Annotated in this window: 16 protein-coding genes; 13 read left to right on the top strand and 3 right to left on the bottom strand. The window is 72.3% G+C overall.

All coding sequences use genetic code 11. The features are described from left to right. Positions 1–447 precede the first annotated feature (447 nt). The 6 genes from ACGFWJ_RS04770 (at position 448) to ACGFWJ_RS04745 (ending at position 7,783) form a co-directional block, all read left to right on the top strand. Positions 448–1,395, top strand: coding sequence for an ABC transporter permease (locus ACGFWJ_RS04770; RefSeq protein WP_392945240.1), 948 nt, complete (start codon positions 448–450; stop codon positions 1,393–1,395). 46 nt (positions 1,396–1,441) lie between these two features. Then, positions 1,442–3,142 carry a dipeptide/oligopeptide/nickel ABC transporter permease/ATP-binding protein gene (locus tag ACGFWJ_RS04765; protein ID WP_392945237.1) on the top strand — a complete coding sequence of 567 codons (1,701 nt, stop codon included), beginning with the start codon at positions 1,442–1,444 and terminating at the stop codon, positions 3,140–3,142. Beyond that, the gene (locus ACGFWJ_RS04760; RefSeq protein WP_392945235.1) at positions 3,139–3,987 is read left to right on the top strand and encodes an ABC transporter ATP-binding protein; all 849 of its coding nucleotides are present in this window, start codon (positions 3,139–3,141) and stop codon (positions 3,985–3,987) included. Before ACGFWJ_RS04765 ends, ACGFWJ_RS04760 begins: the two co-directional genes overlap by 4 nt. After that, positions 3,984–5,588 carry an ABC transporter substrate-binding protein gene (locus ACGFWJ_RS04755; RefSeq protein WP_392945232.1) on the top strand — a complete coding sequence of 535 codons (1,605 nt, stop codon included), beginning with the start codon at positions 3,984–3,986 and terminating at the stop codon, positions 5,586–5,588. The genes ACGFWJ_RS04760 and ACGFWJ_RS04755 overlap by 4 nt, the downstream gene beginning before the upstream one ends. Before the next feature lie 35 nt (positions 5,589–5,623). Then, a complete protein-coding gene (locus ACGFWJ_RS04750; protein ID WP_392945230.1) occupies positions 5,624–6,637 on the top strand; it encodes an LLM class F420-dependent oxidoreductase in 1,014 nt (337 codons plus the stop codon). Positions 6,638–6,703: 66 nt separating this feature from the next. Then, a complete protein-coding gene (locus ACGFWJ_RS04745; protein ID WP_392945228.1) occupies positions 6,704–7,783 on the top strand; it encodes an LLM class flavin-dependent oxidoreductase in 1,080 nt (359 codons plus the stop codon). Between the two features lie 341 nt (positions 7,784–8,124). On the opposite strand, the gene ACGFWJ_RS04740 is transcribed toward ACGFWJ_RS04745, so the two are convergent. Further along, positions 8,125–8,604: an ATP-binding protein gene (locus ACGFWJ_RS04740; RefSeq protein ID WP_392945226.1), complete on the bottom strand. Its 480-nt coding sequence runs from the start codon at positions 8,602–8,604 to the stop codon at positions 8,125–8,127. Between the two features lie 227 nt (positions 8,605–8,831). Here ACGFWJ_RS04740 and ACGFWJ_RS04735 point away from each other — a divergent pair, with 227 nt between their 5' ends. From ACGFWJ_RS04735 to ACGFWJ_RS04705, 7 genes are all read left to right on the top strand, one after another. Further along, complete coding sequence (locus tag ACGFWJ_RS04735) at positions 8,832–9,704, top strand: helix-turn-helix domain-containing protein (protein WP_392945224.1); 873 nt, start codon at positions 8,832–8,834, stop codon at positions 9,702–9,704. 2 nt (positions 9,705–9,706) lie between these two features. Then, entirely contained in the window at positions 9,707–9,937 is a 231-nt protein-coding gene (locus tag ACGFWJ_RS04730; protein ID WP_392945221.1) for a DUF397 domain-containing protein, read from the top strand. A 209-nt stretch (positions 9,938–10,146) separates the two neighbouring features. Then, positions 10,147–10,377 (top strand): DUF397 domain-containing protein, encoded by a 231-nt coding sequence (locus ACGFWJ_RS04725; RefSeq protein WP_387635753.1) that lies wholly within the window; start codon positions 10,147–10,149, stop codon positions 10,375–10,377. Between the two features lie 794 nt (positions 10,378–11,171). Beyond that, on the top strand, positions 11,172–11,456 hold the full coding sequence (locus ACGFWJ_RS04720) for a hypothetical protein (RefSeq protein WP_392945219.1): 285 nt from the start codon (positions 11,172–11,174) through the stop codon (positions 11,454–11,456). Next, entirely contained in the window at positions 11,453–11,719 is a 267-nt protein-coding gene (locus ACGFWJ_RS04715; protein ID WP_392945217.1) for an ABC-three component system middle component 6, read from the top strand. The genes ACGFWJ_RS04720 and ACGFWJ_RS04715 overlap by 4 nt, the downstream gene beginning before the upstream one ends. Continuing rightward, positions 11,709–11,948 carry a hypothetical protein gene (locus ACGFWJ_RS04710; protein ID WP_392945214.1) on the top strand — a complete coding sequence of 80 codons (240 nt, stop codon included), beginning with the start codon at positions 11,709–11,711 and terminating at the stop codon, positions 11,946–11,948. The genes ACGFWJ_RS04715 and ACGFWJ_RS04710 overlap by 11 nt, the downstream gene beginning before the upstream one ends. Further along, positions 11,920–12,210, top strand: a complete 291-nt coding sequence (locus tag ACGFWJ_RS04705) for a DUF2326 domain-containing protein (RefSeq protein WP_392945476.1) — start codon at positions 11,920–11,922, stop codon at positions 12,208–12,210. The genes ACGFWJ_RS04710 and ACGFWJ_RS04705 overlap by 29 nt, the downstream gene beginning before the upstream one ends. Positions 12,211–12,272: 62 nt before the next feature. On the opposite strand, the gene ACGFWJ_RS04700 is transcribed toward ACGFWJ_RS04705, so the two are convergent. Together ACGFWJ_RS04700 and sigJ are read right to left on the bottom strand one after the other, a co-directional pair. Then, positions 12,273–14,324: an MMPL family transporter gene (locus tag ACGFWJ_RS04700; RefSeq protein ID WP_392945212.1), complete on the bottom strand. Its 2,052-nt coding sequence runs from the start codon at positions 14,322–14,324 to the stop codon at positions 12,273–12,275. Further along, positions 14,321–15,271, bottom strand: a complete 951-nt coding sequence (gene sigJ / locus ACGFWJ_RS04695; protein WP_392945209.1) for an RNA polymerase sigma factor SigJ — start codon at positions 15,269–15,271, stop codon at positions 14,321–14,323. Before sigJ ends, ACGFWJ_RS04700 begins: the two co-directional genes overlap by 4 nt. Positions 15,272–15,522: the final 251 nt, after the last annotated feature.

Genomic DNA, 15,522 nt, shown 5'->3' with positions numbered 1-15,522 from the left:
CCGGACGACGGCGTACGGCGCGGATCCCGGCGGAGGACGGGCGGCGCCCAGGGCCCGGTCAGGCCAGGGGGCGGCGTGCCGTGCCGGGGCGACACGTCTCGTCGAAGCACCTGCGGTGCCACGAGCCGCCGATCCCCCAGAGGGTGAAGTCGGTCCGCCGATATGCCATGCCGGAAATCGTATGTACGCCGCGAACGGGCGGTCAAGGACGATCCGCAGCCCCAGGGGCGACCCCAGCGCGATACCCCGTCCCGCCGGTCCTATGACCACCGGTACCGGCATGAACGCCTGGCTGGCTGCCCACGCGCACTGTTCGCAACCCTCGTGGACAACCCGACGGGCCGCGCCGCAAGCACCAGGACAGCCTTCGGTGCCTCGCGCCCCGTCGCCGAACCGGAGGAACCGCAGCCCGATGCCCGCCACCGTCGTTTTTGACCCGAGCACCCCGTGAGCGGATTCCTGCTGCGCCGACTGCTGCTCGCCGTGCCCACGCTGCTGGGGGTGAGCGCCGTCGTGTTCGCCACCGTCGCACTCGTCCCTGGCGACCCCGTCACCGCGTTCCTCGGCCCCGGCGCACCCGCCGAGGCCCGGCAGGCGCTGGCGGAGCGGATCGGACTCGACCGGCCCCTGCCCGTCCGCTACCTCGACTGGCTCGGCCACGCCCTCACCGGCGACCTCGGCACCTCGACGTCCACCCAACGCCCCGTCACCGCACTGCTGCTGCCCGCCCTCGGCCAGACCCTCACCCTCACCGCCGCCGCCTTCGCCCTCGTCCTCGCCGGCGGCGTCCTGCTCGGCACCCTCGGCGCGCTGCGCCCGCGCGGCCCGTGGGGACGCCTGTGCAGCGCCGCCTCCACGCTCGCCGTCTCCGCCCCCCAGTACTCGGTGGCGCTGCTGCTGATCGCGGTGTTCGCCGTCCACTGGCAACTGCTCCCGGCCGGCGGCACCCACGACGCATTCGGCTCCGGCGGCGGGCCCGGCGACCTGCTCCGCCACCTGCTGCTGCCCGCGACCGCCGCCGCCATCGTCCCGCTCGGCCTCACCGCACGCGTCCACCGCGCCGCGCTCTCCGCCGTCCTCGACGGCGACCTCGCCGACGGCCTGCGCGCCCGCGGCCTCGGCCGCGCCGCCGTACTGCGCCACTGCGCGCACAACGCCTCGCCCGCGCTGCTGACCATCGGCGGCCTGCAACTGGCCTACCTGCTGGAGGGAGTGGTCTTCGTGGAGACCCTGTTCGCCTGGCCCGGCCTCGGCCGCCTGCTCTACGACGCGCTCACGGCCCGCGACCTGCCGCTGATCCAGGGCGGGGTGCTGATCGTCGGCGCGGCCTTCGTCGGCATCAACCTGCTGGTGGACGCCGCGCACGCCGCGATCGATCCCCGGGTGCGGGGCTGATGACATGACGACAAATCGACTTCCTGTTGTTGCGTTGGGCGTAGGCGTGTTGCTGCCTGTCCTGCTGGCCGTCGCCGCGCCGCTGCTCGCGCCCGCCGATCCCGCCGCCGGGCAGCTCGCCGACCGGCTGCTCGACCCCGGCAGCGCGGGGCACCTGTTGGGTACGGACGCGCAAGGGCGGGACCTGCTGAGCAGGCTGCTGTGGGCGGCTCGGCCCTCGCTGACGGCCGGACTGCTGCCCGTCGCGGTGGCCGGGGTGGCCGGTGCGCTGCTCGGCATCGCCGCCGGGCTCGGCGGGCGGGTGACCGAGCAGGCCCTGTTGCGCACGCTGGATGTGCTGTACGCGTTCCCCGGCGTGCTGCTGGCGATCGCCGTCGCGTCGCTGCTCACACCCGGCTTGAGCGCGACGGTGCTGGCGCTGTCGGTGGTGCTGACACCGGCGGTCGCGCGGGTCGCGTTCACCGAGACGCGGCGGATCCGGGCCGCGGAGTACCTGGAGGCGGCGAGGGTCAGTGGTGCGACCTGGACCGCGCTGGTCCTGCGCCAAGTGCTGCCGGTGGTGGCGCCCGTGGTGCTCGTCTATGCGACCTCGCTGGTCGGCCTCGCGATCGTTTACGCCGCCGGCCTGTCGTTCCTCGGCCTGGGGGTCGCTCCGCCGACCCCCGAGTGGGGCGCGATGCTTGACGAGCTGCGCCCGGCGATCTTCACCCACCCCTGGCTCGCGGCCATTCCCGCGCTGGTGATCCTGGCGGTCTCGGTGCTGTTCAACACCCTCGGCGAGACGCTCAGAGCGCGCGCGGGGGAGGGTGCGAAACCGGGGGCGCGGGGAACTGCGCGACAAGCGCAGGCCGGTCCGCAAGGTCGCGATCAACTGCAACTGACTGTCCCGCGTCGCGATCTGGCTGGTGGACGCGTTCCTCTTCGCGCAGTTCCGCCCCTTCGCTTCGCTGGGGGTACCCCCAGCGCCCCTGGTGGTGCTCTCCCTGGTCGTGCACCGTCTGGCGTGCTGACGATCGAGGACCTGACGGTCGAGTACCCCGGTGGGGTGCGGGCCGTGGACGGGGTGAGTCTCACGCTCCCGGCCGGGCAGGCACTGGTGTTGCTCGGGGAGTCCGGGAGCGGGAAAACCACGGTGGCGCGGACCGTTCTGGGGCTGCCCGGTCGCGGTGCGGCCGTGCGGGGGTCGGTGCGGCTCGGCGATGCCGAGCTTCTCGGGCTGCCGGAACGGGAGTTGTCGCGCATCCGGGGGCGGCGGATCGGCTACGTCCCGCAGGATCCGTCCGCGACCCTCGACCCGCTGCGCCGGATCGGCGCGCAGCTCGTGGAGGTGCTGCGCCGGCACGGCCTGGCGGACGGGCGGAAGGCGGCCCGGGCGGCGGCTCTTCCGGTGCTCGCCGCCGCCGGGTTGCCGGACCCGGAGCGGGCCGCCGCCGCGTACCCGCACGAGCTGTCCGGCGGGTTGCGGCAGCGTGCGGCAATCGCACTCGCGGTGGCGTGCGGGCCCGAGTTGCTGATCGCGGACGAGCCGACCACCGCCCTGGACGCCCTGGTCCGGGCCCACATCCTCGACCTCTTCACCGCTCTGCGCACCGAGCGGGGCCTCGCCCTGCTGCTGGTCACCCACGACCTCTCCGCTGCTGCCCGGATCGGCGGCACCGTCGCTGTTCTCCACCACGGCCGCCTGACCGCCACCGGCCCCGCCGGGACGCTCCTCGTCCCGGCCGACTCGGAAGGATCGCTTCGATGACCGTCGCGGGGTCGAGCAGTGCGGACGCACCCCTGCTCCGGCTGGATGCCGTCTCCAAGAGCTGGGCGGGCCGGGCTGCCGTCAGTGAGGTGAGTCTGGAGGTGCGGGCCGGGGAGGCCGTCGGGCTGGTGGGGGAGTCGGGGTCGGGGAAGTCGACGGTGGCACGGCTCGCGTTGGGGCTGCTGCGGCCGGACGGTGGGGCGGTGGCGTTCGAGGGGCGGGATCCGTCGCGGTTGCGGGCGCGGGCGGATCGGGCGGTGCGGGGGAGGCTGCAGTTCGTGCCGCAGCATCCGCGCGGGTCGCTGAATCCGGCGTTGCGGGCCGGTGAGGCGGTCGGGTTCGCGTTGCGGGCGCACGGGGTGCCCCGGCGTCAACGGGCCGAGCGGGTCGGGGAGTTGTTCCGGCAGGTGGGTCTCGCTCCGGAGCTGGCCCGGCGGTTCCCGCGTGAACTGTCCGGCGGACAGCTGCAACGCGTCGCGGTGGCACGGGCGTTGGCGACCGGGCCGGCCCTGGTGGTGTGCGACGAGCCGACCTCCGCGCTCGATCCGTCCACCCAGCGGCGGCTGTTGGAGCTGCTGACCGAGCTGCGCGAACGCACCGGCACCGCCTACCTGTTCGTCTCGCACGACCTCTCGGCCGTCGCCCGGTTCGCGCACCGCACCCTGGTGCTGCGGGCCGGCCGAGTGGTCGAGCAGGGACCCACCGACACGCTCTGGACCGACCCCCAACACCCGTACACCCAAGCCCTGTTGGCCGCCTCAGGGCCGCACGTGGAGCTGGTTGGCCCGCGCCGCGCCGACGACCGAAGCACCCGTACCACCGAACCCAGCGAAGGACCGTCATGAGCAAGTACGTCCGCATCCGTTCCAGAGCCGCCGCGCTGGCGGCCGCCACCGTCCTGCTGGCGACGGCCGGTTGCGCCGGTGCGGAGGCCGGGGCCGGGGGAGAGGCCGGCGGGGGCACGCTGGTGATCGGGGCGACCGGGAAGCTGCCGAACCTGGACACCGTGATCGGTGGCGCCGGGTTCGAGGGCAAGCGACTGCTGAGCTTCCAGATCTACGAAGGGCTCACCCGCTACGAGCTGTTGAAGGACACCGACCGGCCGCCGCAGGTGACGGGCGCGCTCGCCGAGTCCTGGCAGGTCGCGCCGGACGGGCTGACCTGGACGTTCACCCTGCGCAAGGGCGTCACGTTCCAGGACGGCACGCCGTTCGACGCCGACGCGGTGCTGTTCAACCTGCACCGCTACCTGGACAAGTCCAGCCCGGAGTACACCGATGCGCTCGGCGCCGCCGCCAAGGAGTACGCGGGCGACATCGCCTCCTACCGCAAGACCGACGACGCGCACATCGAGCTGGTCACCACCGCACCCAACGGGCACTTCCCCGAGGACCTGGCGCACGTACTGATCGCCAGCCCCACCGCCGTCCGCAGGAGCGGCAGCACCGACTTCGCCCAACACCCGGTCGGCACCGGCCCGTTCGGGTTCGTCTCGCAGACCGAGGGACAGCAGGTCGAGCTCGCCGCCAACCGGACGTACTGGCGCGGCGCCCCGAAGCTCGACCGGCTGATCGTCAAGGCGCTGCCCGACGCGGCGGCCCGAACTGCCGCGCTGCGCTCGGGCGGTGTCAACTGGATCGAGTACCCGAACCCCGACGACCTGGAGAGCCTGAAGGCCACCGGCGCGCAGATCCTCACCAACAGCTACGACCACCTCTGGTACTGGATCCTCGACACCACCAAGGGGCCGTGGGCGGACGTGCGGGTCCGGCAGGCGGCGAACTACTCCATCGACCGGCAGGCCGTCGCGGACAAGCTGCTGCACGGCACCGCCGACCCGGCCTACCAGGCTGCGCCCCGGGCCACCGCCGCCAACGACCCGGCCGGCGACCGGTACTCCCACGACCCTGCCAAGGCGCGGCAGTTGCTCGCCGAGGCGGGCTATCCGAACGGGTTCAGCACCTCCGTGACGGTGCCCACCGGCGGCTCCGGCAACCTGCTGCCCGTGCCGATCACCGAGGCACTTCAGCGCGACCTCGCCGCCGTCGGCATCAAGGTGGAGATCCGCACCACCGACTGGACCACCCTGATCGGCGCCGAGGCCAAGGGGCAGGTCGCGCTCGGCTCCGACGCCATCGCCCAGTCCACCACGCTGTTCCAGTCCGAGGCGCTGCTGCCACTGTTCGTCGGCTCCAACAGCCCCTTCTGGACCGGGCATTACACCAACCCGAAGGTCGACAGCCTGCTCGCGAGCGCCGCCGCCAACCCCGAGCAGTCCGCCCGCCAGGCCGACTACCGCAGCGCGCTGCGGCAGGTCACCGAGGACGCGCCATGGCTGTTCGTGGTCAACGACCGCAACCCGCGCGCCCTCGCCCCCACCGTCCACGGACTCGTCCAGCCGCAGTCCTGGTTCCTCGACCTCACCACGGTTCGGGTCGGTAAGTGACTCGTCGTCAGGTCGGCTATGAGAAAGGCAAGTTCGTGACGAATGCTCTCCCGCACCACCGGGCGGCGCCCGCCTGGGGCATCACCCTGCCGCTGCCCGGACTCACCATCGACCGCCACCGCTTCCTGGTCGAGCGGCTGCCGGAACTCGGCTACGGCGACGTGTGGAGCGCGGAGGGCGGCGGCACCGACGCGTTCACCCCGCTCGCCGCCACCGCGGCCTGGTCGCCGCACCTGCGGATCGCCACCGGCATCGTCCCCGTCCACACCCGCGGGCCGGCCGTGCTCGCCCAGACCGCCGCCACGCTCGCCCAACTCGCGCCAGGGCGAGTCCTGTTGGGCATCGGGGCGTCCGTGCCCGCGCACGTCACCGACATCAACGGCATCCCGTTCGACGAGCCCTTCAAGCGCACCCGCGACGTGCTGCGATTCCTGACCGCCGCGCTGCGCGGAGAACACGTCGCCGGAGAGTTCGACACCTTCTCCATCACCGGCTACCGCCTGCCCCACCCGCCCACCGAACCGGTCAAGGTCATCCTCGGCGCGCTGCGGCCCGGCATGCTGCGGCTCGGCTTCACCGAAGGCGACGGTGCGATCACCAACCTGCTCGGCGCCCACGACCTGCCGAAGGTGCTCGACGCCGTCGGGCCGCAGCCGCCCGGCAAGGAACTCGTCGTCAAGGTGTTCGTCTGCCCCACCGAGGACACCGCGTACGCGCACCGCGCCAGCCGGCCGTTCCTCGCCTGGATCCTCAACCGCGAGCCCTACCGCAAGTTCCACCAGTGGCTCGGCAACGGGGAGTTGCTCGCCGAGACGCACAAGCGCTGGGCCGACGGCGACCACGAGGGCGCGCAGCGCGCCCTGCCCGACGAGGTCGTCGACGCGCTGTTCATCAGCGGCTCGCCCGAGGAGTGCCGCGAACAGATCCTGCGCTACCAGCAGCCCGGCGTCACCGCCATCCAGCTGTACGTCTCGCTGCCGCCCGAGGTGTTCGCCAGCCGCACCCGGCTGCTCGACACCCTCGCCCGGCTCGGGCCCGCCGCAAGGTGACCGCCAACTGTCCTGAGGCGGGCCGCAGTTGGTCGGCCCGCCCGCCACCCCTCGTGGAGGAACCCCATGGAACTCGAACTGCGCGGAGGCGTCCGCGCTGCCCCCGTCCTCGGCGACACCCCCGCCGAACGGCAGGCCCTGCGCTGGGCACCAGATCCGCGCGAACGCACCGCCGACCCCGCCCACATCAGCCGCACCGCAAGGGAGTTGGAGGAGGACGGGCTGGACAGCGCACTCGTCGTCCAGTCCTCCTCCTGGCCCGACCCCTGGCTGGTGGCCGGCTGGGCGCTCGCCGCCACCAGCCGCCTGCGGATCGCCGCCGCGCACCGCATCGGCACCAATTCGCCGACCGTGGCAGCACGTTCACTCGCCACGCTCGATCGGCTCTCCGGCGGACGGATCAGCGCCCACGTGATCATCGGCTCCAGCGACGCGGACGTCGCCCGGGACGGCGACACCCTTCCCAAGGCCGAACGGTACCGGCGCGCCGAGGAGTACCTGTCGGTCTTCACCCGCTACCTCGCCACCGAGACCGACCTCGACCACTACGGGGAGTACTACACCCTGCGCGCTGCCAGACCCGGTCTGCGGCCCGCCCCCGGCAGCGAGTTGATCTCCTTCGGCGGCTCCTCGCCGCAGGGCGTCGAACTCGCCGCGAAGTACGCGCAGGTGTACGCCGTCCCTCCGCTCCCGCTGCCCGACACCCGCCTGCGGATCGCCGAAGCCCGCGCCGCCGCCGCCCGCCACGGCCGCACCCTGCGCATCTGGCGGCACGTCACCGTCGTCCTCGCCGAGACCGACACCGCCGCACAGCAGCACCTCCGCCGACTCCGCCGCGAAGCGATACGGCTCACCGCCGGCCCCGACGCCGCCCGGCACTTCGACGCCGTCGCGCTCGACCGCGACCGCGAACGCGGCCGCGAAGGTGCCGGTGCGGACCAGGTCGCTTCCTACATCCGCCGCAACCTCACCAACGCCTACACCGGCTCCCCCGCGACCGTCGCCACCCGCATCCACCTCCTCCGCGCGGCCGGCGTCGACATCGTCCAACTCGACCTCCCCACCGAGACGGCGCGCGACCGCGCCCTCCGCCGCGAGCTGGTCACCCACCTGCGGAACCCGCTGTCGGTGCGGCGGGCGTGGTGAGACGCGGCCTGCGGCCGGCGGCCGGGTGGGGCAGTGGCCTGCGGCCGGCGGGGGCGGTTTCGGGGAGAGACGGGGGCCTGCGGCCGGCGGTGGGGGCGAGGGACTTCGTCGCCAGTTGGCCGCCCACCGCTGCGACGCGCTTCGGCGGCCTGCGGAGGCGGCCGGGAGGCGGGGCGGGTGTCGGGTCGTGGGGTTGTCGTGACGGTGGTTCGGTCAGTTGATCAGGCGGAGGACCGCGTCGGGGGCCCGGAGGGGTGGGAGGTGGTCGACAGTCCGTCCCATGTCATGGCGGTCATTGTGCGGAGCAAGTCGCCTGCCGCGCATCGGAATTCCCGGGGGCCTCACGCCGCGGTGGTGCGGTCGCGGGGCAGGGTGCAGGTGATCTGCTTGCCGAGCGGGGTGGGGGTGACCGTCCAGCCGGGGGCGAGCGCGTCGAGGATCCACAGGCCGCGGCCGGTGCCCGTGCGCGAGTTGTCGGGTGGCTCGGCGGAACGGGTCGGCAGGACGGCGGGTTCGGGGTCGTGGACCTGGACGACGAACTCGTGGCCGGCGTCGGCCAGTCGGACGATCACCGGCGCGTGCGGGCCGCACAGCCGTACCGCGTTGCCGACGAGTTCGCTGGCCACCAGGCGGGCGGCCTCGGCGACTTCCTCGGCGGCGCCGGCCGAGGTGACCGTCTTGAAGACCCGGGCCCGCATCTCGACCAGGTGTTCGGCGCTGGCGTTCATGTGCAGGACGAACCCGTCGGGGCGCGGCGAGAGGTAGAAGCCGCGGGTGGCGGAGTCGGGTTCGGGCGGTGCTGGGGCGCGGTGTTCGCGCATGGCGGGCTCCCGTGCGGCTGAGCAAACCGCCGAACGTGAGGGCGAGTTGAGGCGCCCCTCGGTCGGCGCAAGGAAGGCAGCGGCGTGTGCCACGAGGCGTGACCGGGCGGTCGCGCCGTGCTACCGGGAGTCAGCATGCCTGCCAGGTTGCCCGGTGGGCAATATGCCCAGCCGGTTTTCCCTCGATCGGTTGCTGTGTGCTTGCGGAGCAGTGGAGACTGGCGCCCATGGCGAAGAGGAACCCCGCCCCCAAGTCCGTGTACCGACGTCAGCTCGCCTCCCGGCTCAAGGAGTTGAGAGATGTCCGGGAGCTGACGCTCACGCAGGTGGCCGAGGTGGTGGAGGTCAACCAGAGCTCGCTGAGCCGGATCGAGAACGGCGACCGTGGCACAACTCCGTTGTTGGTCAAGGCATTGCTGGACTGCTACCAGGTCATTGACCCGGTCGAGCGGGAGGACATCCTCGACCTGGTCCGCGCGGATCAGGCCCAGCGGCAGCAGTGGTGGAAGAAGTACTCGGCCGTCATCAACACCACGCAGTACGGCGGTTACCTGGCGCTCGAGTCCAGCGCCACCAGCCTCCGCTCCTACGAACCGCAGCTGATGCCGGGCCTGCTGCAGACCGCCGACTACGCGCGGCGGGTCATCACCGAGATGCGAGTGGATCTGACGGCCAAGCAGGTCGACGCGCTGGTGACGGTGCGGATGGAGCGCCAGGAGAAGGTGCTGGGACGCGAGGACGCGCCGAAGCTCTGGGCGGTGATCGATGAAGCCGCCATACGAAGGATCGCGAGCAACCGCTCAGTGATGAAGGGGCAGTTGGAGCACCTGCTGGAGGTCTCGCCCCGTCCGGGCCTCACACTTCAGTTGCTGCCGTTCTCGGCCGGATTTCATCCCGGGCTGTACGGATCGTTCGTGCTCATGGGCTTTCCGGAGACAAATTCGGATGTCGTGTGGGTAGAGAATGGCCCCAACTCGGTGTACTTCGAGGGGTCCGAGGATGTGGAGCGCTACACCGAGGTCTTCGACCACCTGCGGGCCCGTGCCCTCGGCCCACCCGAGACCCGCAGCCAGATCAGCAAGATCATCAAGGAGCTGTAAGAGTGAGCACCACCAAGCCCGCCCCTGTCGAGCTCGACTTCTCGGATGTCGTCTGGGAGAAGTCCCCGTTCAGCGGCGGCCACGACAACTGCGTGGAGTTCGGCGTGGTCGGCGCGTTCATCGCCGTCCGTGACTCCAAGCGGCCGCAGCAGACGCCTCTCGTCTACACCCGTGACGAGATCCGCGCCATGGTCCAGGGCGTGAAGGCCGGCGCCTTCGACCACCTGGTCTGACACCGGTAGGCCCATGGATGTCACGGCCCCGTTCGGCGCACCACACCCTAGGTGAGGCCGGGCGGGGCCGTTTCGGACGGTACGTCAGGTCGCTCGAAATAGTGAACTTCTCGGTGCTTTCACGCGCGAGCGCCCAGTGGGAGAAGAGTGGGCCTCGGCCCATCCGGGGCCCGCAGCAGGATCGCCGAGATTCCCAAGGAGTGGTCAGAGTGAGCACCACCAAGCCCGTCCCCGCCGAGCTGGACTTCTCGGATGTCGTCTGGGAGAAGTCCCCGTTCAGCGGGGGCAACGACAACTGTGTGGAGTTCGGCGTGGTCGGCACGTTCATCGCGGTCCGTGACTCCAAGCGGCCGCAGCAGACGCCTCTCGTCTACACCCGCGACGAGATCCGGGCCATGGTCCAGGGCGCGAAGGCCGGCGCCTTCGACCACCTGGTCTGACGGCAGTTGGCCCACTGACGTCAACGGCCCCGTTCGACGCACCACACCCTGGGTGCGGCCGAGCGGGGCCGTTTTGGACGGTTCGTCAGATCGCCCGAAGTGGTGAACTTTTCAGCGGGTTGGAGGGTGACCGGGAGGTGTCCGGCATCGTTCTCCAGGCGAACGGACGCTGTCCGGGGTATCAGGGCGTTACCGTTCCCGCAGGGATCGTGCGGGACGAGGAGGGGAACCGTGCTTCTTCCGCATCAGCGGCAGTACACGCGGGCCAGGTGGCGCGCGATGCTGGAGGCGGGTTCGGGGAGTGAGTTCGAGAAGCTGTTCCATCGGCTGATGGAGCTCTGCGACGACGGCTACGTGCCGGTGGCGACGTGCGGGAACCTCGGCGACCTGAGCGCGGACGGCCTCGGGCTCGGCGGGCGGTGGCTGTACGCGTGTTACGCGCCCGAGACGGTGGATGCGGCCCATATCCGCTCGGAGTTCCGCAAGGATCTCGCGGGTGCGCTTGCCAAACGCTTCGGTCAGTTCGACACCTTCGTGTTCGTGCACAACATGAAGCGCGGAGTCGACCCCCGGCTGGAGACGCTGTTGGGCGAGAGCATTTCGGTCCACGAGGTCGCCTACGGAGTCGGCATGGCCGAAATCGAGCCGCTGCTGCGGCACTTGGCGGAGAACCGTTCGCACGGTACCGCCGGACCGGGGCCGATCCCACTGCCGGGCGTCCGTAAGGCCGACTTCAACCGGCTCTCCGCCCGGTCCCAGGAGATCCTGCGGCGGGCCAGGGCGTTCACCTACAGGTGGGCCGGTACTGCCAGGGGCTGCTCGACGTCAACGAACGCGACGAAGTGGCCGAGGACTTCGCGGCACAGTGCCGGGTGCTGCGCGCCGAACTCGGGGACAGTCCCTACGACATTCTGTGGCAGATGCAGGGCTGCGTGCTCGGCCGGACCCGGGCGACCTGGGAGCGTTCGGATGCGGCGGACGTGGTGCTGACCTACTTCTTCGAGGAGGGCGACATCTTCGAAGTCCCGCCCGCGGGCTGGGAGTCGGGGGCGCTGCCGATCCAGCGGGAAGCCCGGTGATCACGCCGACCAAGGGAATTGCGCCGGATCGTGCGCTGCTGGCCATCGGGGCCCGGATCGCCCTGCAGCTGGACCGTCCGCTGACGGTCAGTCAAACCTGCTCGCGGCTGCGGGAGTGGCGGCTCGGCCACGGGCCTGCGTCGCCGGTGTCGTTCGGCTGGTTCGTCCTTGCCCTGGATGTTCTGCATGCGCTGGGAGCGCTCGAACTGACCGACGACCTGCTGACCTTGAGGAGGGCCGATGCTGAGGCGATTGAGCGCTGACGACCGGCGGTTCAGGACGATCGAGTTCCGGCCGGGCCTCAACCTGCTGGTCGCGGGCAGCGTGTCCGACGCGAGGGCCACGGACAGCCGCAACGGTGCGGGCAAGTCCAGTGTGATCGAGTTGCTGCACTTCCTGCTCGGGGCGCGGGCGGACCGGGGCCAGCTGGCCATGCACGCCGAGCCGGCTCTTCTGCTTCGACCTGACACTCGCCGTCCTGGCGCACCGTGACGGCCGGGCCCCCGACTTCCTTGTGCACGACAGTCACCTGTTCGACGGCGTCGACGAGCGGCAGCTGACCCGGGCGCTGGAGCTGGCCGCGGAGGTGATGGACCGCGAGCGCATGCAGTACCTGGTGACGATCAACGAGGACGAACTCGCCAAGGCCGAGTCGTGCGGGTTCGATGCGGGCCCGTACGTGATCGAGCCCAGGCTGACGGACCGCTACGACGAAGGCCGGCTGTTCGGGTTCCGCTTCGACCGGCGTACCTGAGCCCCCGGAGACCGGCCGGCGCGGATGGCGGTGCATCGTGACGCCGACCGGTGGTGGGTGGGTCAGGGATGGCGGGTGGGCCACCAGAGGCGGGGGCCGGTGTCGAGGGTGAGGGCGGTGACGAGGACGGAGCGGACGAGGAGGGTGTCGAGGAGGACGCCGAAGGCGACGGTGAAGCCGAGTTCGGCGGCGAAGACCAGGGGGAGGGAGGCCATGGCGGCGAAGGTGCCGGCGAGGACGAGGCCGGCGGAGGTGATGACGCCGCCGGTGGCGGTGAGGGCGGTGCGGGCCGCGCGGCGGGTGCCGAGGGTGCGGGCGTCCTCGCGGACGCGGGTGACCAGGAAGATGTTGTAGTCGACGCCGAGGGCGACCAGGAAGACGAAGGCGAGGAGCGGGAACGAGGCGTCCGTCCCGGCGAAGTGGAACAGGTGGCGGAAGACCAGGGCGGAGACGCCGAGCGCCGCGCCGAACGAAAGCACCACGGTGCCGATCAGCAGCAGCGGGGCGAGGGCCGAGCGGAGCAGGACGGCGAGGATCAGCAGCACCGTCAGCAGGACGACCGGGATGATCAGGGCGTCGTCGCGGGAGGCCGCGTCCCGGGTGTCGAGGGCGATCGCGGTGGTGCCGCCGACGAGTGCGTCCGCGCCCGGTACGGCGTGCACCGCGGTGCGGGCGAGGGAGACGGTGCGCATGGCGTCCCGGCTGGACGGGTCGGCGGAGAGTTCGGCGGTCAACAGCACCTGGTGGCCGGTCAGGAGGGGTTGCTGGACGGCCTGGACGCCCGGCACACCGGCCAATGCATCGCGGACGGTGGAGGCGGCGTCGGAGCGGGCCACCACGTACAGCGGGTCGCCCGCGCCGGCCGGGAAGTGCGCCGCCTGGACCTGCTTGCCGGCGGCGGTCTGCGGGCGGCCGGTGAACTGTTCGGTGTCGGCGAGGCCGTCCGCGCGCAGCGCGAAGCAGCCGAGGGCGAGGGCGCCGAGGGCGAGTGCGGTGCCGATCCAGACGGTGCGGGGGCGGCGGGCGATGGCGTCGCCCAGGCGGGTCCAGGCCCGGCCGCCGTCGGGCGCGGCGGCGCCGTACCCGGGGCGGCGCGGCCAGAACGCCCGCCGCCCGCAGGCCACCAGCAGTGCGGGCATCAGCGTCAGCATGGCGAGCCAGCCGACCAGGACGCCGATCGCGCAGGCCGGCCCCATGCCGCGGGTGGAGTTGAGCTCGGCCAGGACGAGCAGCAGGAGCCCGGCCGCGACGGTCGCCGCCGAGGCGGTGATGGCGGGTGCGCAGCGGCGCAGGGCGCGGGCCATCGCCTCGTGCGGGTCCCGGTGGCGCGCGAGTTCCTCGCGGTAGCGGGCGATCAGCAGCAGCGCGTAGTCGGTGGCCGCGCCGAACACCAGCACCACCAGGATGAACCCGGTCTGCTTGTTGACGACCAGCCCGGCGTACCGGGCGAGCACGAACACCAGCGCCTCCGCGACCGCCAGCGCCCCGCCGACGGTGAGCAGCGACAGCAGCGGCAGCCACGGACTGCGGTAGGTGAGCAGCAGGATCAGCACCACCACGACCGCCGTGATCGTGGTCAGGCCGCCGCCCGCGCCGAACGCCTTGATGGAGTCGGACGCGTACCCGGCGGGCCCGGTGACGTGGAACCCCGGGCCGTCGGGGTGCGCGGTGCCGATCGCGGTCAGCGCGTCCACGGTGCGTCCGAGGCCCTCCCAGCCGTCCTGCCCCTTGTGCAGCTGGACGACGGTCTGCAGCGCCTGCCCGTCCGGCGAGGCCACCGGCCCCTGCACGGCGCCGACCACCGACTCGACGGCGGCGAAGGCCCTCGCATCGGCCTGGGCGTTGATCAGATCAGCGGATGTGATGCCGGTCTGGCGGTCGTACAGGACGATCGCCGGGACGGTGTCCGCCGCCCCGAGCGCGGCGGCCCGCTGCACCACGGCGGTGGACTCCGCCCCACCCGGCAGCCACGCCGCGTTGTCGTTCTGCTCCACCTCACCGAGCCGCCCCGCCAGCAGCAGGGCCGGTATCAGCAGCACCGCCCAGGCCGCCAGCACCACCCACTTGCCGCGCCGACCGGCGGGCACCGTCAGCCATCCGGCCAGCCTCTTCACGCCAGACCCCCCAGCTTGTCGGGGTTGGACACCGCGTAGATGCCGGAGATCCGGTCGCCGTCCGGCACCAGGTCCAGCACCAGCACCGCGAACGCCCGGCCGAACGCCGAAACCACCACCGCGGGCGCGCCATTGACGCTCCGCCAGTCCATCACCAGCGCACGACCGCCGAACTTCGGTGCCAGGGCCGCCAGCAGCCGCGCCACCTTGGCCCGGCCGGCGAGCGGACGCAGCCCCCCGGGCGCCTTCCCGCCGCCGTCGCCCCACAGCGTCACGTCCGGCGACAGCAACTCCAGCAGCGCCGCCAGATCCCCGCCGAGCGCCGCCGCAAGGAAACGTTCCGTCACCTGCCGCCGCACCGCCGGCTCCGGCTCGTACCGGGGCCGCCTGGCCTGCACGTGCTCCCGCGCCCGCTTCGTCAACTGCCGCACCGCCGCCGGGCTGCGCCCCAGGATCCCGGCGATCTCCGCGCCGCTGTACCCGAACACCTCGTGCAGCACGAACGCGCTGCGCTCCAGCGGCGACAGCGTCTCCAGCACCACCAGCAGCGCCAACGACACCGCCTCGGCACGCTCCACCGCCGCCTGCCCGTCCCCGACCGGCGCCCCCGGTTCCGCCAACGGACCCACCAGCGGCTCCGGCAGCCACGGCCCCACGTACGTCTCGCGCCGCCGGCTCACCGCCGCCTGCTGCGCCAGCGCCCGGTTCACCGCCACCCGCACCAGGTACGCCTTCGGGTGCTCCACCGGCCCCGCCGCCCCGTCCGCGCGCCGCGCCGCCCAGGCCAGCCAGGTGTCCTGCAGCACGTCCTCGGTGTCGGCGACGCTGCCGAGCAGGTTGTAGACGAGGGCGAACAGCAGCTCGCGATGCTCGGCGTACTCCCGCGTGGCGTCCTCGGAGGCTGTTCCTTCCGCGCGCTCCGCATGCCCCGTCCGGTGCCCGGTCATCCTGGGTGTCCTCTCCGCCGATCGCGTTTGATCGTGTTGATCGTGTCGGGGATGAGAGCGCTGCCGGGCCGCGAAAGTGACATGGCGGTGGACGGTGTGAGCCAGTTCACAGGGAGGGCTCGGCGGTTCGAACGGACGTACCCGCACCTCCAGTAGGCTGACCGGCGCCGGAGATGTACGGGGGACGGGCCACGCCGGGCGCAGCAGCCGCGCCGTGCACGCCGCCCAGTGGAGGGGGCCGGCGCACGGGG

Origin of the sequence: Kitasatospora sp. NPDC048407 (genome assembly GCF_043200475.1) — a bacterium.
Lineage (GTDB): Bacteria > Actinomycetota > Actinomycetes > Streptomycetales > Streptomycetaceae > Kitasatospora.
The sequence above is the reverse complement of the archived record's forward strand: the minus strand, read 5'-3'. Positions and strand labels throughout refer to the sequence as shown.

What these genes read in the sequence shown, in the direction of transcription:
- ACGFWJ_RS04760 (WP_392945235.1), top strand. Translation starts at nt 3,139, where the DNA reads ATGACCGTCGCGGGGTCGAGCAGTGCGGACGCACCCCTGCTCCGGCTG.
- ACGFWJ_RS04755 (WP_392945232.1), top strand. Translation starts at nt 3,984, where the DNA reads ATGAGCAAGTACGTCCGCATCCGTTCCAGAGCCGCCGCGCTGGCGGCC.
- ACGFWJ_RS04745 (WP_392945228.1), top strand. Translation starts at nt 6,704, where the DNA reads ATGGAACTCGAACTGCGCGGAGGCGTCCGCGCTGCCCCCGTCCTCGGC.
- ACGFWJ_RS04740 (WP_392945226.1), bottom strand. Translation starts at nt 8,604, where the DNA reads ATGCGCGAACACCGCGCCCCAGCACCGCCCGAACCCGACTCCGCCACC.
- ACGFWJ_RS04735 (WP_392945224.1), top strand. Translation starts at nt 8,832, where the DNA reads ATGGCGAAGAGGAACCCCGCCCCCAAGTCCGTGTACCGACGTCAGCTC.
- sigJ (WP_392945209.1), bottom strand. Translation starts at nt 15,271, where the DNA reads ATGACCGGGCACCGGACGGGGCATGCGGAGCGCGCGGAAGGAACAGCC.